The organism is Mycetocola miduiensis (assembly GCF_900115155.1).
Taxonomy (GTDB): domain Bacteria; phylum Actinomycetota; class Actinomycetes; order Actinomycetales; family Microbacteriaceae; genus Mycetocola_A; species Mycetocola_A miduiensis.
Window position 1 is genome coordinate 64,400 of record NZ_FOVM01000003.1, and the last position, 22,066, is coordinate 86,465.

At 65.2% G+C, this 22,066-nt stretch carries 21 protein-coding genes; 3 read left to right on the forward strand and 18 right to left on the reverse strand.

Features of this window, described 5'->3' with window-relative positions; all coding sequences use genetic code 11:
- Positions 1–19: 19 nt before the first annotated feature.
- From BM197_RS06150 to BM197_RS06230, 17 genes are all read right to left on the reverse strand, one after another.
- Positions 20–625: a DivIVA domain-containing protein gene (locus BM197_RS06150; RefSeq protein ID WP_090709823.1), complete on the reverse strand. Its 606-nt coding sequence runs from the start codon at positions 623–625 to the stop codon at positions 20–22.
- A 120-nt stretch (positions 626–745) separates the two neighbouring features.
- Entirely contained in the window at positions 746–1,048 is a 303-nt protein-coding gene (locus BM197_RS06155; protein ID WP_245762417.1) for a YggT family protein, read from the reverse strand.
- Positions 1,049–1,055: 7 nt separating this feature from the next.
- Complete coding sequence (locus BM197_RS06160; RefSeq protein WP_090709825.1) at positions 1,056–1,562, reverse strand: cell division protein SepF; 507 nt, start codon at positions 1,560–1,562, stop codon at positions 1,056–1,058.
- A 37-nt stretch (positions 1,563–1,599) separates the two neighbouring features.
- Positions 1,600–2,307, reverse strand: a complete 708-nt coding sequence (locus BM197_RS06165; RefSeq protein WP_281247414.1) for a YggS family pyridoxal phosphate-dependent enzyme — start codon at positions 2,305–2,307, stop codon at positions 1,600–1,602.
- Positions 2,308–2,309: 2 nt separating this feature from the next.
- The gene (gene ftsZ / locus BM197_RS06170; protein ID WP_090709827.1) at positions 2,310–3,500 is read right to left on the reverse strand and encodes a cell division protein FtsZ; all 1,191 of its coding nucleotides are present in this window, start codon (positions 3,498–3,500) and stop codon (positions 2,310–2,312) included.
- 158 nt (positions 3,501–3,658) lie between these two features.
- The gene (locus tag BM197_RS06175; protein ID WP_090709829.1) at positions 3,659–4,675 is read right to left on the reverse strand and encodes a cell division protein FtsQ/DivIB; all 1,017 of its coding nucleotides are present in this window, start codon (positions 4,673–4,675) and stop codon (positions 3,659–3,661) included.
- A 3-nt stretch (positions 4,676–4,678) separates the two neighbouring features.
- Positions 4,679–6,076, reverse strand: coding sequence for a UDP-N-acetylmuramate--L-alanine ligase (gene murC, locus BM197_RS06180; protein ID WP_090709831.1), 1,398 nt, complete (start codon positions 6,074–6,076; stop codon positions 4,679–4,681).
- A 66-nt stretch (positions 6,077–6,142) separates the two neighbouring features.
- Positions 6,143–7,219: a UDP-N-acetylglucosamine--N-acetylmuramyl-(pentapeptide) pyrophosphoryl-undecaprenol N-acetylglucosamine transferase gene (locus BM197_RS06185; RefSeq protein WP_090709832.1), complete on the reverse strand. Its 1,077-nt coding sequence runs from the start codon at positions 7,217–7,219 to the stop codon at positions 6,143–6,145.
- The gene (ftsW, locus tag BM197_RS06190) at positions 7,216–8,427 is read right to left on the reverse strand and encodes a putative lipid II flippase FtsW (protein WP_090709837.1); all 1,212 of its coding nucleotides are present in this window, start codon (positions 8,425–8,427) and stop codon (positions 7,216–7,218) included. The genes BM197_RS06185 and ftsW overlap by 4 nt, the downstream gene beginning before the upstream one ends.
- The gene (gene murD, locus BM197_RS06195) at positions 8,396–9,931 is read right to left on the reverse strand and encodes a UDP-N-acetylmuramoyl-L-alanine--D-glutamate ligase (protein WP_090709839.1); all 1,536 of its coding nucleotides are present in this window, start codon (positions 9,929–9,931) and stop codon (positions 8,396–8,398) included. The genes ftsW and murD overlap by 32 nt, the downstream gene beginning before the upstream one ends.
- The gene (mraY, locus tag BM197_RS06200; protein ID WP_090709841.1) at positions 9,916–11,010 is read right to left on the reverse strand and encodes a phospho-N-acetylmuramoyl-pentapeptide-transferase; all 1,095 of its coding nucleotides are present in this window, start codon (positions 11,008–11,010) and stop codon (positions 9,916–9,918) included. The genes murD and mraY overlap by 16 nt, the downstream gene beginning before the upstream one ends.
- Positions 11,004–12,419, reverse strand: coding sequence for a UDP-N-acetylmuramoyl-tripeptide--D-alanyl-D-alanine ligase (locus BM197_RS06205; protein WP_090709843.1), 1,416 nt, complete (start codon positions 12,417–12,419; stop codon positions 11,004–11,006). Before BM197_RS06205 ends, mraY begins: the two co-directional genes overlap by 7 nt.
- Before the next feature lie 72 nt (positions 12,420–12,491).
- On the reverse strand, positions 12,492–14,246 hold the full coding sequence (locus BM197_RS06210) for a peptidoglycan D,D-transpeptidase FtsI family protein (RefSeq protein ID WP_218151831.1): 1,755 nt from the start codon (positions 14,244–14,246) through the stop codon (positions 12,492–12,494).
- A gap of 72 nt (positions 14,247–14,318) precedes the next feature.
- Complete coding sequence (gene ftsL, locus BM197_RS06215) at positions 14,319–14,906, reverse strand: cell division protein FtsL (protein WP_090709846.1); 588 nt, start codon at positions 14,904–14,906, stop codon at positions 14,319–14,321.
- Positions 14,903–15,859: a 16S rRNA (cytosine(1402)-N(4))-methyltransferase RsmH gene (rsmH, locus tag BM197_RS06220; protein ID WP_090710206.1), complete on the reverse strand. Its 957-nt coding sequence runs from the start codon at positions 15,857–15,859 to the stop codon at positions 14,903–14,905. The genes ftsL and rsmH overlap by 4 nt, the downstream gene beginning before the upstream one ends.
- 103 nt (positions 15,860–15,962) lie before the next feature.
- Positions 15,963–16,394: a division/cell wall cluster transcriptional repressor MraZ gene (gene mraZ, locus BM197_RS06225; RefSeq protein ID WP_090709848.1), complete on the reverse strand. Its 432-nt coding sequence runs from the start codon at positions 16,392–16,394 to the stop codon at positions 15,963–15,965.
- A gap of 283 nt (positions 16,395–16,677) precedes the next feature.
- Positions 16,678–17,064: a DUF3040 domain-containing protein gene (locus BM197_RS06230; RefSeq protein WP_090710208.1), complete on the reverse strand. Its 387-nt coding sequence runs from the start codon at positions 17,062–17,064 to the stop codon at positions 16,678–16,680.
- A 77-nt stretch (positions 17,065–17,141) separates the two neighbouring features.
- Between BM197_RS06230 and BM197_RS06235 the strand changes: the two genes are divergently transcribed.
- Positions 17,142–18,236, forward strand: a complete 1,095-nt coding sequence (locus tag BM197_RS06235) for a polyprenyl synthetase family protein (RefSeq protein ID WP_090709850.1) — start codon at positions 17,142–17,144, stop codon at positions 18,234–18,236.
- 43 nt (positions 18,237–18,279) lie between these two features.
- Here the strand turns inward: BM197_RS06235 and BM197_RS06240 are convergent, their stop codons facing one another.
- Positions 18,280–18,624: an Rv2175c family DNA-binding protein gene (locus BM197_RS06240; protein WP_090710210.1), complete on the reverse strand. Its 345-nt coding sequence runs from the start codon at positions 18,622–18,624 to the stop codon at positions 18,280–18,282.
- Positions 18,625–18,774: 150 nt separating this feature from the next.
- Here BM197_RS06240 and BM197_RS06245 point away from each other — a divergent pair, with 150 nt between their 5' ends.
- On the forward strand, positions 18,775–19,839 hold the full coding sequence (locus BM197_RS06245; protein WP_090709851.1) for a LysM peptidoglycan-binding domain-containing protein: 1,065 nt from the start codon (positions 18,775–18,777) through the stop codon (positions 19,837–19,839).
- Positions 19,840–19,968: 129 nt separating this feature from the next.
- Entirely contained in the window at positions 19,969–21,909 is a 1,941-nt protein-coding gene (gene pknB, locus BM197_RS06250; protein ID WP_090709853.1) for a Stk1 family PASTA domain-containing Ser/Thr kinase, read from the forward strand.
- Positions 21,910–22,066: the final 157 nt, after the last annotated feature.

Here is a 22,066-nt window from a genome sequence, read left to right on the forward strand (position 1 = left end):
CCGTTTCTTCTGGCAAGACCTACGCGTTGGACTTTTCGCTGGTCACGTAGCCGGAGCCCGCTCCCTGCGTGCCCGGTCCGCCGTTTGCGTCGAGTTCCTTGAGCTGGCTCTCGATGTAGCCGCGCAGCTTCTGGCGGTACTCGCGCTCGAAGATGCGCAGTTCGTCGATCTTCTTCTCGAGAGTTGCGCGCTCTTCGTTGAGGATGTTCATCTGTGCGCGCTGCTTGGCCTCTGCCTCGGCGACGACACGCGCCGCGGTGGCGTGACCCTCGGCGATGAGAGCGTCTCGCTTCTCGGCGCCTTCACGAACGTGCTCGTCGTGCAGACGGCGAGCCAGCTGAAGCAGGCTCGAGGAGGATTCTGAGTCGTCCTGGGAGGACGCGGCAGGCGCGGCGACCGCGGGGGCGGCTGCGGGCGCTGCTTCGGCGACGGGCTCGGCCTGGCGGGTTTCGCCGCCACTCGAACCTTCGAGGCGTGCCTTGCACTCCTCGTTCTCCTGCAGCAGGCGACGCAGCTCGACGACGACCTCGTCCAGGAAGTCATCGACCTCGTCCTGGTCGTAGCCCTCACGGAACTTGGTCTGCTGGAACTGCTTGTTGACTACATCTTCCGGAGTTAGCGCCATGGCTTCCCACCTCTTACTTGTTTGAGCTCGAATGGACGTGCCAACGGTAGCAAACGCCGGCAGGAACTGCTGGCGAAGAGCCGTTTGGGCACGGGACTTACAGGATACCCCGCCCGGGGATCAACGCAGGAGTGCGTTCACCAGTGTCATCGCGACGATGACACACAGCATGGTGAGGCTCCAGCCGAAGTCCAGGGCGAGGGCGCCGATCCGCACGGGCGGCAGGATGCGACGGAAGAACCGAATCGGAGGATCGGTCACCGAGAAGACAAGCTCGGCAGCGACCAGGCCGGAACCGGTCGGTCGCCACCGCGGCTTGAATGAGCGGGCCAAGTCAAGGCCGAATCGCGCCCACATGACGAAGAAATACAGCAGGAGGGCAAAATAGAGAATGCTTCGAATAAGCGAAAGAACGGAGTCCACCCGTCAATTATTGCTGAGCGAAGAAGGTTGACTCTGCATCCGCGGCAGCGCCCCCTGCGTCACCGAGTACGGCGACGTGTGCCGGGGACAGCAGGAACACCTTGCTGGTGACCCGTTCGATCTTTCCGTAGAGGCCCTGGGACAGGCCGCTGGCGAAGTCGATGAGCCGCTTGGCGTCACCCTCGCTCATCTGGGAGAGGTTGATGATGACGGGAACACCGTCACGGAATGTTTCAGCGATGACCTGTGCGTCACGGTACTGCTTGGGGTGCACAGTGAGGATTTCGTTGAGCTCAACCGGAGCGGCCTGCTTCGTGGCTGTCGGACGGCGCAACGGCGTCACCGGTGCACGGTTCTGGACCGCAGCGGGAGGCTGCGTGTTCGAGGTGGACGGGTTGTGCGCGACCGCAGCAGGCGGGGTCGTTGCGGGAGCAGAGGCCTGGTTCTCCTCGTACTCCAGATCATCATCTGCGAGGCCAAGGTAGACCATGGTCTTCTTCAGCGGGTTGGACATCGCTACCTCCGTTTGTGCGGTTCCTACTTCTAGAACATTAACCGGGGACGGGCCGGTTACCCGTGATTGCGGTCCCAATGCGAAGGTGTGTCGCACCTTCGGCGATTGCCTCGCGGTAATCGTGGGACATTCCTGCTGAAATACGGTCGGCATCGGGCGCGAGGGCGGTGACCTCGCCCGACAGCGCCTTAAGCCGCGCGAACGCCGACCGCGCTCCTTCGTCGAGGGGGGCGACGGCCATCACGCCGAGCAGCCGGAGCGCCGGGGTCTCGAGCACCTGTTCGACGAGGGGCAGAAGCTCATTCGGCGCGACACCACCGCGCGCAGGGTCACGTGTCAGGTTCACCTGGACGAAGCAGTCGAGAGGGGTCTCCCTCGGTACCGAGAGGGCTGTGACGAGCGCAGGCCGGTCGATCGAGTGCACGACCCCGGCGTATGTCGCAACCTGCCTCGCCTTCTTCGACTGGAGCTGGCCGACGAAATGCCACGTCATCTCCGGCAGGTCGGCGAGTTCCTGGGCCTTCGCGGATGCTTCCTGGTGCCGGTTCTCTCCGAAGTTCCGTACCCCGAGTGCATGGAGTTCGCGCACAAGGCCGGCGGCGTGGAATTTGGTCACGACGATGGTCGTAATGTCGGATGCCGGCCGGCCGGCGGCCATGGCTGCATCCGTGACACCCGCCTGAAGACGCGCCAGGCGCTCGGCCAGCGAAAGCTGCCCGAGCGCCCGGTCGTCGCCGTTCGGCACCACTACTTGAGGAAGTCGGGGATGTCGAGTTCGTCCTCGTCGGCGAAGGCAGGGTCAGCCGTGACCGGCGGGGTCGCCAGGGACTGCTCGGTGACCTTCCACGACTGAGGCGTCTCGGTCAGCACGGCACCGGCAGCGGGCGAGTCGTGTCCACCGACGGCCGCTGCAGCGACCGGAGCGCTCGACGAAACGGCAGGAGAGCTGACGGCAGCCTCACGGACTGACTCGTTCTGGCGCGACGGCGGTTCGCCGCCGTCGAACCCCGCTGCGATGACAGTTACCCGCACCTCGTCACCCAGCGTGTCGTCGATGACGGCACCGAAGATGATGTTGGCCTCGGGGTGAACCGCCTCCTGGACCAGTCGTGCGGCGTCGTTGATCTCGAAGATACCGAGGTTCGATCCGCCCTGGATCGAGAGCAGAACACCGTGGGCACCCTCGATCGATGCTTCGAGGAGAGGTGACGCGACGGCGAGTTCAGCGGCCTTGATGGCGCGGTCTGCCCCGCGGGACGATCCAATACCCATGAGGGCGGATCCTGCGCCCTGCATGACGCTCTTGACGTCGGCGAAGTCGAGGTTGATGAGGCCGGGGGTGGTGATCAGGTCGGTGATGCCCTGGACACCGGCAAGGAGGACCTGGTCGGCTGTCGAGAATGCCTCGAGCATGCTGATGCCGCGGTCGCTGATCTCAAGGAGCCGGTCGTTGGGAACGACGATGAGAGTGTCGACTTCTTCCTTGAGCTTCGCAACGCCGAGCTCAGCCTGCTGCTGGCGGCGGCGGCCTTCGAAACCGAACGGCTTGGTGACGACACCGATGGTCAGGGCGCCGATCGACTTGGCGATGCGGGCAACGACGGGGGCGCCGCCGGTTCCCGTTCCGCCGCCCTCCCCCGCTGTGACGAAGACCATGTCGGCCCCGGCGAGGGCTTCTTCGATCTCTTCGGCGTGGTCCTCGGCGGCGCGGCGGCCGACCTCGGGGTCAGCACCCGCGCCGAGTCCGCGGGTGATCTCACGCCCGACGTCGAGCTTGACGTCGGCGTCGCTCATGAGCAGTGCCTGGGCATCGGTGTTGATGGCGATGAACTCGACGCCGCGAAGGCCGAGTTCAATCATTCGATTGACAGCATTGACGCCGCCGCCGCCAATGCCGACGACCTTGATCACGGCAAGGTAGTTCTGGTTTGTAGTCACGTCCGGCCTCCGGTGGAAAGAACCCTCAACCTCAGGTTAAGGCTTAAAGTTATGCTCAGTATGCATTTCTTGAACCTCAAGTTATGCGTGACTACTCGCGAACGCGGGATGAGACTCCGCGTGTCGCGAAGTCGGGGAATATTTCTGCCCGGGCGTCGTCAGCGGACGACGGCGACATCCGGCGAGGTGACGTCGTACTCGGAGTAGTCCGGCTGGGCCTTCATGAGCGCCTCGAGCGTGTACGCCTTGAGCGAGGACTCCTCCGCACTCCCCCAGACGACCGTCGTGTCGGCATCCCGCAGCGTGAACCGCACGTCGTCAAGCGTGGTGGCCGTCACCGTGTCGACCTGCGAGAAGAGTTCGCCGGGCAACGAGCGAAGCACAGCGACTGCCGGGGCGAAACTTTCAGCCTCGGCTCCCCCGTCGACAGCGATCAGCGGGTACCCGTCCGGGCGGCGTTCCCCTGACTCGACCACAACACCTGCAGCATCGACGAGGAGGAACCCGTCGCCGGTGTCGACCGCACCGACCGGCGTGCGTTCGACCAGGCGGATCACCAGGGTACTCGGCGGGCGGGCTTCGACAGAATAGGACTCGATCAGCGGGTAGCGCACGAGTGCCGCTTTGATGGCGCTCTCATTGACCATCGGAAACGGTGAACCGAGTACACCGGCGAGGTCGTTGACGACGGCGTCTGAACTGACCCGCTCTGCGCCCTCGACCTGAATCGTCCGAACTGAAAGGATCGGTGTGTAGGCGAGAACGCACGCGAGGAGGGCCAGGCCCACGACGCCCCCTAGAACCGATAACCAGGTTCTGCGCCTGCGCCTGGACTCGGCCGTGAACCGACGGACCTCGGCTCGTTCGATGCGCCTGCGCTGTTTCTGTGCTTCGCGGAGGCTCTGGGTCCCGCCAGGATTCCGGGTCTCACCATGATTCCGCTCGCCAAGATCCTGGGTCTCGCTGTGGTCCAAGCTGTGGGGTCCCTGATCGGGTCGCTCGGCGTATTCGTCGCGGGTATCCCTGGTGATCGGGGCGAACGGGATCGGCTCGGCCGGAGCGGCTGGCGCCGACTCGCCGATCGGACGGAAGGAACGCGCAGGCCGCGTCGAGTCCTGCCGGTGTGGCTCGCCGGTCGACGGTCGCTGGGGAGTGAACCCTGAGGGCCGCTTCATCGGCTAACCTTTGGCGGCGCTGAGCGACCCGAGCAGCTGGGGAACGATCCGGTAGACGTCGCCACAGCCGAGGGTGATGACAAAGTCGCCTGGCTGGGCGATGGATGCGACGTAGTCGGCGGCTTGCTGCCAATCGGGGATGAACGCCACTTTGGAGGCGTCCTCGAACCGGCCGGTGACCAGTTCGCCGGTGACACCGGGTTCAGGGTCTTCCCGCGCGCCGTACACGTCGAGGACGACGGTCTGGTCGGCGTGCGACTCGAGTGTTTCCGCGAACTCCCCCGCCATCAGCCGGGTGCGGCTGTAGAGGTGCGGCTGGTGGACGGCGATGATGCGTCCAGAGCCGACGACAGTCCGTGCTGCGCTGAGAGCAGCAGCAACCTCCGTCGGGTGGTGGGCGTAGTCGTCGAACACACTGACACCGTCGACGGTGCCATGGAGTTCGAAGCGGCGTTCGGTGCCGCCGAAATCGGAGATGGCGGCGAGCGACTCACGAGGGCCGAAGCCAAGCCCGACGAGCACGGCGAACGCGCCGGCGGCGTTGATCGCGTTGTGCTTCCCGGGGACGCGCAGCGTTGCACCGTTGTCCTGGCCCTCGTAGCTCAGGATGAACGACACAGGTCCTTCGGTGCTGATCGCGTGAACCCGGACATCGGCACCTGGCGCTTCACCGAAGGTGATCACGCGTTTTCCGTCGAGTTTCGCCGTGACCCGCTTGGCGCCCGGGTCATCCGACGAGATGACGACCAGTTCGGATGCCTTTTGGGCGAACGAGACAAAGGCGTCGTCGAATGCCTCGAGGGAACCGTAGTGGTCGAGGTGGTCGGCGTCGACGTTGGTGATGAGGGCCACTGCGGTGTCGTAGAACAGGAACGAGCCGTCTGACTCGTCTGCTTCGACGACGAACAGGTCGCCGGTTCCGCGCGCGCTCGACACCCCGAGCGATTCGATCACACCGCCGTTGACGAAGCTGGGGCTCTCAGAGAGGCCGAGCAGCCCGGTCACGATCATTCCGGTGGACGTGGTCTTGCCGTGGGCTCCCGCGACGGCGACCAGGCGCTGTCCGCTGACCAAGGCAGCGAGGGCCTGCGAGCGGTGGAGGACGGGGATGCCCCGCTCCTTCGCGAGCACGTACTCCGGGTTCGTCGGCCACAGCGCACTCGTGACGACAACGGTGTCGGCCTCGCCGAGGTTGGCCGCGTCATGGCCGATGGCCACAGTGGCGCCCAGCTTCCGAAGCGCATCGATGTTGGCTGAGTCCCGCACGTCGGAGCCGGTGACGGTGTGACCGGCGCTGAGGAACAGCCGGGCGATACCGCTCATCCCCGATCCACCGATCCCGACGAAGTGGACGGTTCCGAGCTCGTCCGGAATCTCAGTGGTGAAATCGGGTTTGATCACGCTGGGTGTTCTCTTTCGTTCTGTGTGCTGCTGGGAAGATTCAGTTATAACGCATCCGGCTGGGCGTCAGGGTCGCGCAAGGGACTGCGAGATGAGATCGATCATCCGGCTCGACCCCTCGAGGGTGCCCATCAGGCGCGACTGCACAGCCATGTCCTGCACACGCATGCGGTCGGTGAGAAGCGGCACAAGTGAGGTCTCGACCCACTCAGGGGTGAAGCCCGCGTCAAGCACGATCACCGCTCCTCCTGCGTTGACGGCGTCGGCGGCGTTGTAGCGTTGTTCTCCGTTGCCGACGGGGTACGGAACGTAGGCAGCGGGGATGCCGAGCGCCGACAGCTCGGAGACCGTCGCCGCGCCCGCGCGGGAGACGGCGAAGTCGGCAACGGCGAGGGCGAGGTCCATCTGGTCGCAATAGGACACGAGGTGGTAGTGCTCGGTGCCCGGATCGCTCAGTTCGGACTTGTCTCCGGCGATGTGGAGGATCTGATAGCCGGCGTCCACGATCGACTGCCGTGCCGCGAAAATGGTTTCGTTCACCCGCCGGGCGCCGAGCGAACCGCCGGTCACGAGGAGTGTCGGCCTGTCGTCGGCGAGGCCGAAGACGGTCCTGCCCGCTGTACGGGCGACATCCCGGTCCAGGCGTTCGATCTCCCGGCGAAGCGGCATCCCGACGAATCGTGAGTTCCGCAGCCGGGTGCCGTGGAAGGCTACGCCGACGTGTGAGGTGAACCGGGCACCGAGACGGTTCGCGAGTCCCGGCTTCGCGTTCGCCTCGTGGACGACTACGGGGATGCCGGCGCGGCGTGCGGCGAGGTAGGCCGGCGCAGCGGCGTACCCGCCGAAGCCCACGACCACGTCGATGCCGCGTTCGGCGATCATCGACTGGATGCTCTTGACGGCGGCGGAGAACCGCGGTCCGAAGCTGAGCGCACGCCGGTTGATCCGCCGCGGGAACGGAAGCTTCTCGATGGTCAGCAGTTCGTAGCCGCGCTCGGGAACGAGGCGCGCTTCGAGGCCTTCCTTCGTACCGAGCACATACACGCGGGCGTCCGGTTCGCGCTCTATGAGGGCATCCGCGACGGCGAGAAGGGGGTTCACGTGGCCGGCTGTTCCGCCGCCGGCGAGGAGGTAGGTGGTCACGATCGGAACCGCCCCTCTGGAGCGGGGCGCGCGGGCGACGCCTGCTCCCTGGCGAAGGCGAGCACGATACCGATGGCGGCGAGTGAGGTCAAGAGAGCGGTTCCTCCTGCGGAGATGAATGGGAGGGGGACGCCGAGCACCGGGAGCAGACGGAGGACGACTCCGATGTTCACGAATGCCTGGCCGATGATCCAGACCATGATGGCACCTGTGGTGATGCGCACGAACGGGTCTGAGCTGGAGCGGATGATGCGGACGAATCCGACGGCGAGGAGCACGAACATGACTAGAACGACGACAGCGCCGATGAGGCCGAGCTCTTCACCGATGATGGCAAAGATGTAGTCGTTCGACGCCGCTGGGAGCCACGAGTACTTTTCGCGGGAGTTCCCGAGCCCGAGCCCGAATACTCCCCCGTTGGCGAGGGCCCAGGTGCCGTGCAATGGCTGCCAGCAGAGGTTCTCGTAGTCGAGACACTCGTCGTCGAGGAACGTCATGATGCGGGCCATGCGGTTCGGGCTGATGATGGCCATGACGAGGAACAACGCCACGCCGGCTGCGATCGGAACGGCGAGGTAGCGAAGTTTCACGTTTGCGAAGAACAGGGCACCGATCACGAGCCCTGCCATGATGACGACGGTTCCGAGGTCCTGCCCGGCGAGCACGAGCCCCAGTGCGATGGCTGCGACGGGAGCGACCGGAATCAGCGCGTGCTTCCAGTTCGACAGCAGGTCCGTCTTGCGCCCGAGAACAGCGCCGAGCCAGATGGCGAGGGCGAGTTTGAGCAGCTCAGACGGCTGCCCGCTGATCGGGCCGAGGGCTATCCAGTTGCGGTTACCGCCTTCGGCGATGCCCAGCGGGGTGAACACGAGCATCTGGAGGACAAGACCGGCAGCGAGGACGAACCAGGCCCACCGTTTCCAAAAGCTCACAGGAATGCTGCTGATCACAAGCATCAGCGGGATTCCCATCACCGCGTATGTCGCCTGCTTCCAGAAGCCGCCGAAGAATCCCTTGTTATCAAGGAACGAGTCGACCGATGACGACGAGAGCACCATGACGAGGCCGACCCCGACGAGGAACAGTGTCGTGCCGAGGACGAGCAGGTAATTGCGTGATTGCGGGGTGAGGGTTCGGCCCAGCAGGATGCGGGCGGAGGAAACGGGGGTGCCGGCGCTAGAGGGGCGGCTGGTCGTCGGGGCGCTCATCTGTCAACCCTCCCCATCGTTCCTGCACAGCCTCAGTGAATTCTCGTCCCCGCTCGGCGTAATCAGCGAACTGGTCCATGGATGCCGCGGCAGGGGCGAGGAGAACCACGTCACCGGACGCTGCCAGCCCTGACGCCAATTCCACGGCCTCGGTCATGACATCCCCAGTGTCAACCGTCGTCACCTCTAACACGGGGACGTTTGGCGCGTGTCGCTCGAATGCGGCGAGGACGGCGGATCGGTCGACGCCGATCACCACGGCACCCCGCAGCCTTTCGGCGTGGCGGGAGACAAGGTCGCTGACGTCGACCCCTTTGAGCAGGCCCCCGACGATCCAGACGACGGACGGGTACGAGCGAAGCGAAGCATCCGCAGCGTGCGGGTTCGTTGCCTTGGAGTCGTTGATCCAGCCGATCCCGCCAGCGGTGAGAACCAGCTGGATACGGTGCGCGTCGAGCGAGAAGCCGAGGAGGGCCTGGCGGATGATCGCGGGTGACACGCCGAAGGACCGGGCAAGGGCGGCGGCCGCGAGGATGTTCGCGACGATGTGCGGTGCGGCCAACCCGGCTGCGGCCAGTTCTTCGATGGTGGTCAGTTCGAGCGCCGAGGTGAAACGGTCGTCGAGGAAGGCACGATCGACGAGGATCCCGTCGACGATGCCGAGATCGCTCGGCCCGGGCACACCGAGGCCGAATCCGATGGCGCGTGCGCCCTCAGAGACGTCGGCCCGACGGACGAGGTCTTCGGTGACGGGGTCTGAGCGGTTGTAGACGCAGGCGACGCGCGTTCGGGAGTAAACCTCGCCCTTCGCGTCAATGTAGGCCTCAAGCGAACCGTGCCAGTCGAGGTGGTCGTCGGCGATGTTCAGGCAGACGCTTGAGTACGGCGTGACTTTGTCTTCGCCGGCCTGGCCCGCGAGATAGTGCAACTGGTAGCTGGACAGTTCGACGACGAGCACATCGAAGCCCTGCGGGTCACGGATCGCATCAAGGACGGGCACGCCGATGTTGCCGCACGGCGCCACCCGCAGCCCGGCTTCTGCCATCATGGCCGCCGTCAATTGCACCGTCGTGGTTTTGCCGTTCGTCCCGGTGACGAGGATCCATTCGGCGGGCGTTCCCACCTTGTCGCGGACCCGCCAGGCGAGTTCGACATCGCCCCAGACCGGGATCCCGGCCTCTGTGGCCCACTCAAGCATGGGGTGGGTCGGCGAGAAGCCGGGTGAGACGACGAGCACCTCTGGCCGGTGGTCGAGAAGTTCCGCCGGCGGAGCGTCGAGATCGCTTCTCACCAGCCGCGCGCCGATCACGTCGATCAGGCCGGCACGGGCATCCTCCGCATTCGAAGCGACCACAAGAACGTCTGCCCCGAGCTCGGCGAGGGTGTCGGCGACGGAGAACCCGGTGACACCGAGTCCGAGAACGCCGACGCGAAGACCTGACCAGTCGGCGTGCCAGCTGGTAAGGGTGTCCAGTCGATTAGCCACGGTCACCTCAGGATCCATTCGAGATAGAAGGTTCCGACTCCAGCGGCGACGAGCAGGCCGCCAACGATCCAGAACCGGACGACGACCGTCACCTCAGCCCAACCCTTGAGTTCGAAGTGGTGGTGGATCGGACTCATCCGGAAAATCCGTTTACCGCGAGTGACCTTGAAGTAGGCGCGCTGCACGATGACTGAGCCGGTTTCGATGACGAAGAGGCCACCGATGAGGAGGAGGAGAAGTTCGGTCCTGGTGAGGATGGCCAGGGCGGCGATCGCGCCACCGAGAGCCAGCGAACCGGTGTCTCCGAGGAAGATCGACGCCGGTGCCGTGTTCCACCAGAGGAACCCGATGAGGGCGCCGCAGATGGCGGCGGCAACGATGGCGAGAGCCAGCGGGTCGCGCACTTCGTAGCACTTGTACTTCACGTCGTCGGCGAGGGCGGCGCCGTAGCAGGACTGGTTGTACTGCCAGAACCCGATGATGACGTATGACCCGATCGCGAGGATCGATGCCCCGGTGGCGAGGCCGTCGAGGCCGTCAGTGACGTTGACGCCGTTTGAAGCGGCGGTGACGATGAAGCTCGTCCAGAGCAGGTACAGGGTCACGCCGACGACGGGGCCGAGGATCATGAGGTCGATCGGCAGGTCACGGGTCAGCGAGATCGCCGTCGACGCCGGGGTGACGGCATCCGGGCTGGGGAAGTTGATGGCGAGGATGCCGAACGTCACGGCAACGACGACCTGGCCGAAGATCTTGGCCCAGCCGGTGAGGCCGAGGCTGCGCTGTTTGCGGGTTTTCGTGAAGTCGTCGATGAACCCGACGACGCCGAGGCCCACCATCATGAACAAAACGAGCAGCGCAGACACGCTGATGGCGTCGCCGGTGATGAGCATGGCGGTGAAGAACCCGAACAGGGTGGCGGCGATGATGACCAGTCCGCCCATGGTCGCGGTACCGCGCTTGGCGTGGTGGGACTTCGGCCCGTCGTCCCGGATGAACTGGCCCCACTCGAGCTTTTTGAAGAGCTTAACGAACAGCGGTGTGAGGAAGAGCGAGAACGCCATCGCCAGGGCGCCTGCGGTGAGGAGTGCTACCACGAGAACAATTCTCCCAATCGGTCACCCAGGAATCGCAATTGGGCAGAGTTCGAGGACTTCACGAGAACCGTGTCGCCAGGGGTGATCTCTGCAGCGAGGTAATCGAAGGCTGCATCCATATCGCCAAAGTACACGCTCTCGCCATCCCAGGAACCTTCGTTGATGGCGCTGATGTGCATCCGTCTGGCCTCAGGACCGACGACGACGAGCCGGGAGATGTTCAGGCGAACAAGTTGCAGCCCGATCCGATCGTGCTCCTCACCGGAGTACTCCCCCAGTTCGCTCATGGCACCGAGCACCGCGATGGTGCGTTTGCCAGGCTCCGAAATCTGAGCAAGGGTCTTGATCGCAGCGGACATCGAATCGGGGCTCGCGTTGTACGCGTCGTTGATGATGGTGACGTCATCCCGGCCCCCGAGGACCTCCATCCGCCAACGCTCCGCGCGGCTGAGCGTTTCGAGCGCTGCGGCGGCACGAGCAAGCGGCACGCCGAGCGTGTGCGCGACGGCGATCGCGGCAAGTGCATTCGAAACGTGGTGCTCGCCGAGGACCCGTAGCCGAATCGCCACGGCACCCTCTCCGGGCACATGGGCGGTGAAGCTCGTTCCGGTTCGGGATCCGGAGATCCCGGTGGCGCGGATGTCAGCCGCCGGGTCCTCTCCGAAGCGCACAACGCGGGCGTTCGTGCGCTGCGCCATCGATGCGACCCGGGAGTCATCTGCATTGAGCACGGCGACGGCGTCTGCGGCGAGGTCGGTGACCATCTCGGTCTTCGCTCTGAGTGTGGCTTCGATTCCGCCGAATCCGCCGGCGTGGGCCAGTCCGACCTTGAGGACGACCCCGATGTCCGGCTTCGCCATCGCCACGAGCCTGGCAATGTCGCCGATTCCGCTGGCCCCCATCTCAACGATCAGGTAGCGGGTGGATTCGGTGGCACGGAGCATCGTGGTCGGCGCGCCGACAGCGTTGTTGAATGAGCGGATCGGAGCGACGGTCTCGCCTTCGGCCGAAAGGATCCTCTCGAGCATGTTCTTGGTCGTGGTTTTCCCGTTGGAACCGGTGATCCCGATCACCGTCAGGTTGCCGGTCGAGCGCACGCGCTCGACGACGTACCGGGCGAGTTCGCCGAGGGCGGCCACGGCGTTGTCGACCACGATCTGCGCCACCGCATTTTCGACGGTGTGCTCGACGATGGCGAGGGTCGCGCCCCGCTCGAGGGCGGCCCCAACGAAGAGATGACCGTCGGTGTCGTCACCCCGTTTGGCGACGAAGATCCCACCTGGCACGATCTCCCGGGAGTCAGTCTCGACCGGGCCGTCCACGACCGTGTCTGCCGTGGCATCCGTTCCAGCGGAATACAGGGTGCCTGAAAGCCGTTCTGCGATCTCGGACAGCGTCAATCGAATCATAAGAATATATCTTTCCGGCACGCTCGCTCTTGTGCGGCCTGCGCGAGTGGAGCATCAACTCGCGCGCTTGGTTTAGTAGGTCCCCGGGTAGTTCGCGCCGGGGGTCGTCGACGGGGGAATTCCGTACTTCTTGATCACCTGGAGGACCGCTTCTTTGAACACGGGTGCTGCTGCCGCTGATGACCGCTTGTACAGCGGGTCCTTCAGGGTGACGGTGACCACATATTCAGGATCGTCGGCCGGAACCGCGCCCGCCATCGATGAAAAGAAGGTGTCTTGAAGTATACCGTCGATGATCTGTTCACCCGTTCCAGACTTCGCGGCGACGCGGTAGCCGGGGATTTCGAGGGACTCGGACCAGAAACCTTCTGTGACGACGGTCTCCATCATTCCGAGGGTCTCGAGCGCTGCTTTCTCCGAGATGATCCGCGTGGGTTTCGCCTTCTCTGGCACCTGGGTCACGGTGCCGTCGGGGTAACTGCACCCTTCGACCAGGGTGAGCGGCAGCTTTTCACCCATGTTGGCGAGGGCCTGGTAGGCGCTGGCCAGTTCGATGCCGGTGACGTCGACGCCCTGGCCGAACATCGTCGTGTAGTAGGTCTGGTTGTCCCACTTCTGCCACGGGTGGAGCACACCCTTCTGCTCCCCAGGGAAGCTGATAGAACTGCCGTGGCCGATGCCGAACGCGTCGAGGTAGTTGTAACGCTTCTCGGGGCTGAGCCTCTCGCCGAGCTGGCTTGTGCCCGTGTTGGAGGAGGTCTGGAGCACTCCGGCGAGTGTCAGCTGTTGGCGCTCGTGCGGGAGAGCATCCTTGATGCTCGCGCCGTTTTCTGGCTTGTACCGGTAATCGGCGACGACCTGGGATGCCGGTGTAGCCAGTCCGGCGTCGATGAGGGATGCCGCGGTGAGCGGCTTGAAGACCGATCCGGGCTCGAAGCGGTCCTGGAACACCCGGGACCGCCTGTCCTCGGAAGCAGTGGCCGACACGTCGTTGGGGTCAAGGGACGGCGCCTCGGCGATGGCACGAATCTTGCCGGTCTTCGATTCGGTCACCGTGATGGTGCCCCATTTCGCGCCCTGCGCCTGCACCTGCGAGGCCACGAGTTGCTGCAGGTACCAGTTGAGGTCGCTGTCGATCGTGAGCTTGAGTTCGCCGCCTGGTTCGGGTTCCTTGGTAATCACCGTCGTCCCGGGGAGCGCCACGTTGTCTTTGCTGCGCTGGAAGGCCTGTTGCCCGTTCTCCCCGGTCAGACAGTCGTCCTGCGCAAGTTCGAGCCCGCCGAGCCCCCCATTGTCGGACCCGACGTAGCCGAGGAGGCTGCCGGCAACGGCACCGTTGGGGTAGGTGCGTCCGGAGGTCTGCTGGGTGTACACCCACCAGATACCCCGTTTCTTCAGGTCGAGAAGCGCCTGGTACGTGGCGTAGTCCGCCCCCCGCGTCAGGTAGGCGAAATTGGCTGACGGGTCTTTGTCGAGTGCTTCCTGAACGATCTTTTGCATCGCATCGGGCTGCTGCCCAAGAACGGCGGCCACCTCAGCGAGCGCTTCAGCGGCCGGGACGGTGATCGTGTCGCCGTTCTCGTCCTTGCGCGTGACGTCGTCGACGTCTTTCGGAGAAATGGTGATGTCGAAAAGGGTGACGCTGCCGGCGAGGAGGACGCCGTTGGTGTCGACGATGTTCCCGCGGGGCGCGTAAAGCGTGCCTGCGCCAGAGGTCTTCTCGAGCGACGCGGAGACAAGCTGATCAGCGCGGACGACCTGAATGTCTACCAGACGGACGACGAAAGCTCCGACAATGGTGACGACGCAGAGGATCGAGACCGCCACTCGCCGTCGTGTCGAAAGTGAGTGTTTTCCCACGCGCCGTCCTTTGAACCGTGCCATCCGGGAAACCGGCGCCTAACGGGTTTGTGGCGCGGGGATGCCATTTTCCAACGATAGGGGCGCGACCGGCCCTGCGGCGTTTGCCACGCCTGCGCCCGTCGCATCCGCGCCGACGGTCGCTCCTGGCACGGTGACGAGAGGAACACCGTCAATCCGGGAGTTCGCCACGAGCGTTGACGGGCCCACCGGAACCTCTGTCGCCTCCATCGCCGCGGCTGGGACGCCGATCACAGCGGCATCCGAGAGGCGGAGGTATGCAGGCGTGCCGTTGATGACCATGCCAAGCGCCTGGGCGTTTGCGGCGATGAACTGGGGCGAGGACACCTCGAGCAGATCGTCCGAGGCCGACTGCTGTTGCCAGCCGAGGGTCTGCTGCTTCTGCTGAAGTGCTGAGATCTCATACGCACCGTGGCTCAGCCCGACGCTGAGGAGAAGCTGGGCCACCACCATCGCCAGCACGCCCCCGATAGCGGCGACGGCGTATGCAAGCTTCGGGCGGGTGCGCGGGCTCGCCGCCGGAACCGCGCGAACGGGCTTCGGCGCGGTCTCCTGTGGGGTGGGAGCGAACGCCCCGCGGGCGAAACTGACGGCTGTGGCGCTCATGGGTTCCTCATCTTCAGTCGTTCAGCCGCGCGCAACCGGACGGGTGTAGCGCGGGGATTCTCTGCTTTTTCAGCGTCTGTTGCGAGCTCAGCTCCCTTGACGAGGAGCTTGAAGCGCGGGGAGTGTTCCGGCAGTTCCACAGGGAGTCCAGCCGGCGAGGTCGAAGCCGCAGCGGCGGCGAAATCACGTTTGACGATGCGATCCTCGAGCGACTGGTAGGAGAGAACGACGATCCGCCCGCCCACCTCCAGCGCCTCGAGAGCAGCGGGGATCGCCGCCCGAAGCACGCTCAGTTCGGTGTTCACCTCGATGCGCAGGGCCTGGAAGACTCGCTTCGCCGGATGACCGGCCCGCGACACGGCGGCCGGTGTGGCATCCTGCAGCAGCTGAACCAGCTGACCCGAGCGGGTGATCGGCTCCACGGCGCGAGCCTCGACGATCTTCCGCGCGTACCGGCCGGCGAGTTTTTCCTCGCCGTAGTCCTCGAAGATGCGCCGCAGATCGCCCTCGCGGTAGGTGGCGAGGATGTGCGCCGCGGTGAGCTCGCTGGTGGCGTCCATGCGCATGTCGAGTGGGGCGTCCTGGGAGTACGAGAAGCCGCGCTCGACACGGTCGAGCTGGAGGGATGAGACGCCCAGGTCGAACAGGATGCCACTGACGTGGGCGATCCCGAGGGAGTCAAGAGCTTCACGGATGCCGTCGTAGACGGTGTGCACAGGGTGGAAGCGGCCGGAGAATCGCTTCAACCGCTCTTCGGCGATCGCGAGGGCGTCGAGGTCACGGTCGAGGCCGACGAGCGTGAGTTCGGGGAACCGCTCGAGGAACGCTTCAGCGTGGCCGCCCATGCCGAGTGTCGCGTCGACGAGAACGGCGCCGGGCTTACCGATGGCGGGAGCCAGGAGTTCGATGCAGCGTTCGAGCAGGACCGGGGTGTGGATGTTGTTCAGTTCCATGATCTGTCCGGAGGGGCCCTGGATCCTGATCCCCATCCATTCCGACCTGGCACCGGGGAAGTGTGTCAGGGCGTGTGAACGGCTGGGAGTCAGGTTTCAGGGACTAGAAGAGTCCGGGAATCACCTCCTCGGCGGTGTCGGAAAATGCTGCTTCCTGCTCGGCCAGGTAGGCCTCCCAGGCTTCGGTGTCCCAGATCTCGGCGCGGGTCCCCGCACCGATCACGGTGAGGTCGCGGCTGAGGCCGGCGTAATTGCGGAGTGTCGACGGGACAGTGACGCGATGTTGCTTGTCCGGGGTTTCTGCGCTTGCGCCGGAGAGGAACACGCGCAGGTAGTCGCGTGCCTGCTTGCTGGTCACGGGGGCCTGGCGGATCTTCTCGTGGAGCGCTTCGAACTCGCGGTTGCTGAAGACGTAGACGCAGTGCTCCTGGCCCCGGGTCATGACCACTCCCCCAGCGAGTTCGTCGCGGAACTTCGCCGGAAGGATGATGCGACCTTTTTCGTCGAGCTTCGGGGCGTAGGTGCCAAGAAACATCGCTGCGCCCCCCTTTCGCTCCGGCCAACTTCCGGTGCGCTCCACTTTACTCCACTTCGCACCACAAAGTCACGAAATTCGTGATATTGGCGCGCCAAACCTCCCAAAGGGCGCGTACTGACGGGGCTCGGAGCGGTGGAGGGAATTGGAGGACTTTTGCGCCGTGGTGGGGCTTTGAGTGGTGCGCCGGAGCTGGAAGGCGGCGTGGAAGTGCCGTGAGGGCACAAAAAAGGGGCCGACCTTCCGGTCGGCCCCTCGTTCAGGGAAGAAAGTGGAGGACCCTTTAGTGGTCGCCCTGGCGCTTGTCCCAGCGATCGTTCATGCGATCCATGAAGGTCGTCGAGCCCTTCGGGCGGTTGCCCGTCGAGGCTGATGCGAAGCCGCCTCTGTCGTTGGATTCCTGGGTGGTTGCCTTGCCAGGAGAAATGGCCACGAGCACGCCGGCGAGCATTACCCCGAAACCGAAGATGCCGACGAGGGGCTGCTGCAGAACAACCCCGAGCACGAGGGCGGCGGCACCGACGATGGTGATGACGCTTCCGAGCGCGATACTTCGATAAGTGGGGCGACCACGCCGATCTCCGACGGTCGACACAAAGTCGGCGTCGTTCCGGTAGAGGTTGCGCTCCATCTCATCGAGAAGCCGTTGCTCCTGTTCAGACAGTGGCATGATGTTCCCTCCAACTCGGGTGCGACACAGGTCCATCGGGTCAATTCTAGCCACGCTCAGATCGCTAGGCTAGCGCCGTGAGTGAAAATGCCAACCTGCACGATCTGGTGCAGTCGCGAATCGACTTTTTCCTACAATCGCGTGAACCCATTCTCGCTCAGGTTGGTGCAGACCTCGCGCCGTTCTCCGCCTTCTCTCGGGACTTTCTCAGCGGTGGCAAGCGCTTCCGGGCGAGCTTCTGCTACTGGGGCTGGAACAGCGTCTCCGGGGTGTCCATGGAGCCAGGGGACGACCTCGAATCAGTCGTTTCGGTCGCCGGTGCGTTGGAGATTTTCCATGCCGCCGCGCTCATCCACGACGACCTCATCGACAACTCCGACACCCGCCGTGGCGCCCCTGCCGCGCACCGGCGTTTCGAGTCCCTTCACCGCGACTCCGGCTGGGACGGCAACAGCGATCCGTACGGTCGGGCCGCGGCGATCCTGCTCGGAGACCTTCTGCTCGGCTGGAGCGATGAACTGCTCGACGAAGGCCTGGCCTCGCTTGCGGAGTCGTCCCGCCTCGCGGCGCGGGCGGAATTCGTCCGAATGCGCACTGAGGTGACCGCTGGCCAGTACCTGGACATCCTCGAGGAGCGCGCGTGGCGCTCCCGCCCCGAAGGGGAACAACTGGAGCGGGCGGAGCAGGTGCTCACATACAAGTCAGCCAAGTACAGCGTGGAAAGCCCGCTCGTCATCGGAGCGTTGCTTGCCGGTGGGTCAGATCAGCAGGTAGCGACGCTGAGGGCATTCGGACTCCCTCTCGGTGTTGCCTTCCAGCTCCGCGACGACCTGCTCGGAGTCTTCGGAGACGCGGATGTCACGGGCAAGCCGAGCGGGGACGATTTGCTCGAGGGCAAGCGCACGGTGCTCGTGGCGCTCGCCAGGACTGCTCTGCCGGCATCGGCCAGCCGCATCGTCGATGAGCTCCTCGGGGATCCCGACCTCACCGCCGCCCAGATTTCATCGCTGCAGGCGACGATCCGGGAATCCGGAGCGGTCGAGAAAGTGGAGTCGATGATCTCCGAGAACGTCGGCCGCGCAGCGAAAGCACTCGAGGGCGCGAACCTCGGCGACGAGGCGACTGCCCGGCTGCTCTCGCTTGCGGAAGCTGTGACACGCCGCAATTACTGAAGGGGCGGCTCCGCGGCCCCTTCAGTAATTGCGGCGGTGCGGATCAGGCCAGCGCCTGGGCGATCCGGCGAACCTCAGCCTTGCGGCCGGCTCGAAGTGCATCGATCGGGGCGGTTCCGAGGCTCTCCTCGGTGCTGAGCATCCACTCCATCGCTTCCTCGTCGGTGAACCGGGCATCCGCCAGCACCACAAGTGTGCCGCGCAGTTCGCTGAGCGGAAGGTCCTCCTCACTGAGGAAGTCGACGGGGACGCTGAGGACGCCGTTTCGCTTGATCGCGAGGAGCTGACGGTCTTCAATCAGCCGGCGGATCCGGCTCGGGGTGAGGTCAAGCTTCTCGACGAGGTCGGGAATGGTGAGCCACTGTCGGTCTTCATACACATCTGTCACGGTACGAGTGTGACAGATCACCGCGCCCTCACGGACCCTCAGATGTGTTTCCGAGAGGTTACGCGAAACCCCATCGGTCACTTTGATTGACTCTGGGCGCGGCGGTGTGGGAGCGTTGGGGCCGTTGACACACGAATGGGGGCCTTTTTCATGGCGCAACGGACAGCGACACCACGGTCGGCGGCCGACCCGCGCCAGCGGGCGCGCAATCTCACTCTTCCGATTCTGCTGACCGGTTCGCTCGCCGCGGGCATGCACATCGCGGCACCAAGCCAAGCCAGCGCGTCGCCGCAGGGCGCTCCCCGTTCGAGCGCGCCGGCCCCGGCGCCGCTCCCGCAGAGCAAAGCGCCGGTCGCGGTGCAGGCGCCGCCCGCCCAGTACACCGTGGCATCGGGTGACACCGTCAGCTCCATCGCCGCCACATTCGGCGTGGCGACCGCCTCCCTGCTTGCCCTCAACGGACTGGGCTGGTCGAGCCTGATCTTCCCCGGCCAGGTGCTCAAACTGACCGGCGCGACAGCGACTCCAGCAGCAGCCGAAACCCCCACACCGGCACCCGCTCCGGCACCCGCTCCGGTATCGAGCTATACAGTGGTCGCCGGCGACACTGTGAGCGGCATTGCGTCCGACCACGGGATCAGCGTGGCGGCCATCCTCACCGCAAATGGCCTCGGCTCGGCAAGCATCATCTACGCGGGCCAGGACCTGGCCATTCCGGCAGCCGGAACAACACCCGCGCCCGTCGCCGTCTCGCCCCCCGCTCCGACGCCTAAGCCGTCGCCCCAGGCATCCATCGACACTGTCACCCCGCTGAGCGCTGAGATGGCCGCCAATGCCCGAATCATCATCGGGACGGCGCGATCGCTCGGCGTGAGCGACGAGGGCATTGTTGTCGCCCTCGCGGCCGCAGCGCAGGAGTCCAGCCTGCGCAACGTGCAGTTCGGCGACCGGGACTCGCTCGGACTTTTTCAGCAGCGACCGAGCCAGGGCTGGGGAACCCCGGAGCAGCTCCTCGACCCGGTGCGCGCGACGGCGGCATTCTTCGGCGGGTCAGCCAACCCGAACCCCGGCCTGACCGCCGGCCTCCTCGACATCCCTGGCTGGACCTCAATGTCGGTGACCGACGCCGCCCAAGCGGTCCAGAAGTCCGCCCACCCCGATGCGTACGGCAAGTGGGAGACATCCGCCCGCGCCTGGCTGAGCCAGCTCGGCTGACCTCCGCGAGCCGGGTGACGGTGGGTGAAAGCTCCTTTCCTCACAATCCGATCACAAATTTGACGCCATTGCCGTCGCCTCCGGTGTTTTGCCAGCGTGCGTTGCGCCTCGCTCCATAGACTTCAAAGCGTGACAACCAGCCAGCGGACCGACCCCATGATCGGTCGTCTCATCGACGACCGCTATGAGGTGCGATCGCGGATCGCCCGCGGCGGCATGGCCACGGTGTATCTCGCCACGGACCAGCGCCTGGAGCGCCGCGTCGCGATCAAGGTAATGCACGGGCATCTGGCGGACGACAGCAACTTCCGGAACCGGTTCGTTCAGGAGGCCAGGTCAGCCGCTCGCCTCGCCGATCCGCACGTGGTCAGCGTGTTCGACCAGGGCCAGGATTCCGACCTGGCGTACCTCGTCATGGAGTACCTGCCCGGCATCACCCTCCGCGATCTTCTCCGCGACCACGGCAAGCTGACGGCGCGCCAGGTCGTCGACATCATGGATGCCGTCACAAGCGGACTTGCTGCAGCTCACCGCGCCGGCATCATCCACCGCGACCTGAAACCCGAGAATGTCCTTCTCGCAGATGACGGCCGGATCAAGATCAGCGACTTCGGCCTCGCCCGGGCAGCCAGCGCAAACACGGCGACCGGGCAGTCCCTCCTCGGGACCATCGCCTACCTCTCCCCCGAACTCGTGACCCGAGGCGTCGCAGACGCCCGAAGCGACATCTACGCCCTCGGCATCATGATGTACGAGATGCTCACCGGTGAGCAGCCCTACAAAGGCGAGCAGCCGATGCAGATCGCCTACCAGCACGCGAACGAGTCTGTTCCCCGGCCGAGCGTGGTCAACCCTTCCGTCCCGGATCCGCTCGACGACCTTGTGCTCTGGGCCACCGAGCGGTCCCCTGACGAACGCCCGAACGACGCCCGTGAACTGCTCGAACGCCTGCGCGAAGTCGAAAAGCAGCTCGGGTTCGGTGCGGCAACGACCGTACATAATCCGACGATCCTGATGCCTTCCGCGCCGATCAGCGACACAGCCGAGTTCACGCAAGCCCTCACCTCGGCGAACATGGCGACGGACCCCGTTGCGCCGGCCGACGCGGCATCCTCGCTGAGGGCGTCGTCCGCCAAGCGACGCCGGAAGGGATGGTGGGTCCTTGCCCTCGTCCTCCTCCTGGCGGTCGCATCCGGTGGGACCGGGTGGTATTTCGGTGCCGGGCCCGGTTCGCAGGTCCTTGTGCCCAACCTCGTCAACTCGGCGCCCGAAGACGCGACGGCGACCCTCACCGGTCTCGGCCTCGAGGTCGCCCGCGGCGAGGAATACAGCTATGACGTGGCTGCGGGCCTCGTCTCGAGTACGAACCCGGCTCCCGGCGCCCAGGTGGACAGAGACACGACGGTCACCGTCAACGTCTCACTCGGCCGCGAGAGCGTCGACGTGCCGGTTCTCACCGGGATGCCACAGCAGGATGTCGAAACCTTCCTGGCCGACAACCGGCTCACGCTCGGGTCGGTGGACCAGCAATTCAACGGGGACGTAGCGTCCGGTGCGGTCATCGCTGCGTCCGCCCCAGCCACGGAGACAGACCTGTCCGGCGGGGGAACGATCCTTCAGGGCGAGACTGTCAACCTGGCCGTGTCGGTGGGCGGCGTTCCCGACGTCGTCGGCCTGTCCCCCGATGCCGCACGCGCCGCCCTTACGGAGAGCGGCCTCGTCGTGTCGGACGACGTCACGCACAAGTTCAGCGACGACGTCGACAAGGGACTCGTGCTCTCGGCAACCCTGCCAGAGGGAACCATCCGTCCGAGCGACGTCGTGAGCCTTGTCGTATCGAAGGGTGTCGATCTCGTCGAGGTTCCTGACGTTGTCGGGGCCAACGTCGCGGCCGCGAAAAAGACCCTTCAGGACGCCGGTTTCGTCGTCGAAGTGATCAGTGACATTGCCGAACCCAACTGGGGAAGCCCGCTGCTCAGCGTAGACTCCACCGACCCTGTCGCCGGGAAGTCGCTGCGCAGGGGCTCGACAGTGACTATCACCGCGTACCTGTTCGAGGCGGCGCCCTAGCCTCTTCGGAATGGCGTGGGTCTGTGCGGGGAAGCCCTCATGCGTCCGTCTGTCGCGTGAGAGGGCCCAAAAGGTCGCTCGCACCCAACCCCGACAGCACTTCGGGACTCCTCGATACCGGCAACAGCACTTCGGGACGCCTCGACCCCGCACCGAC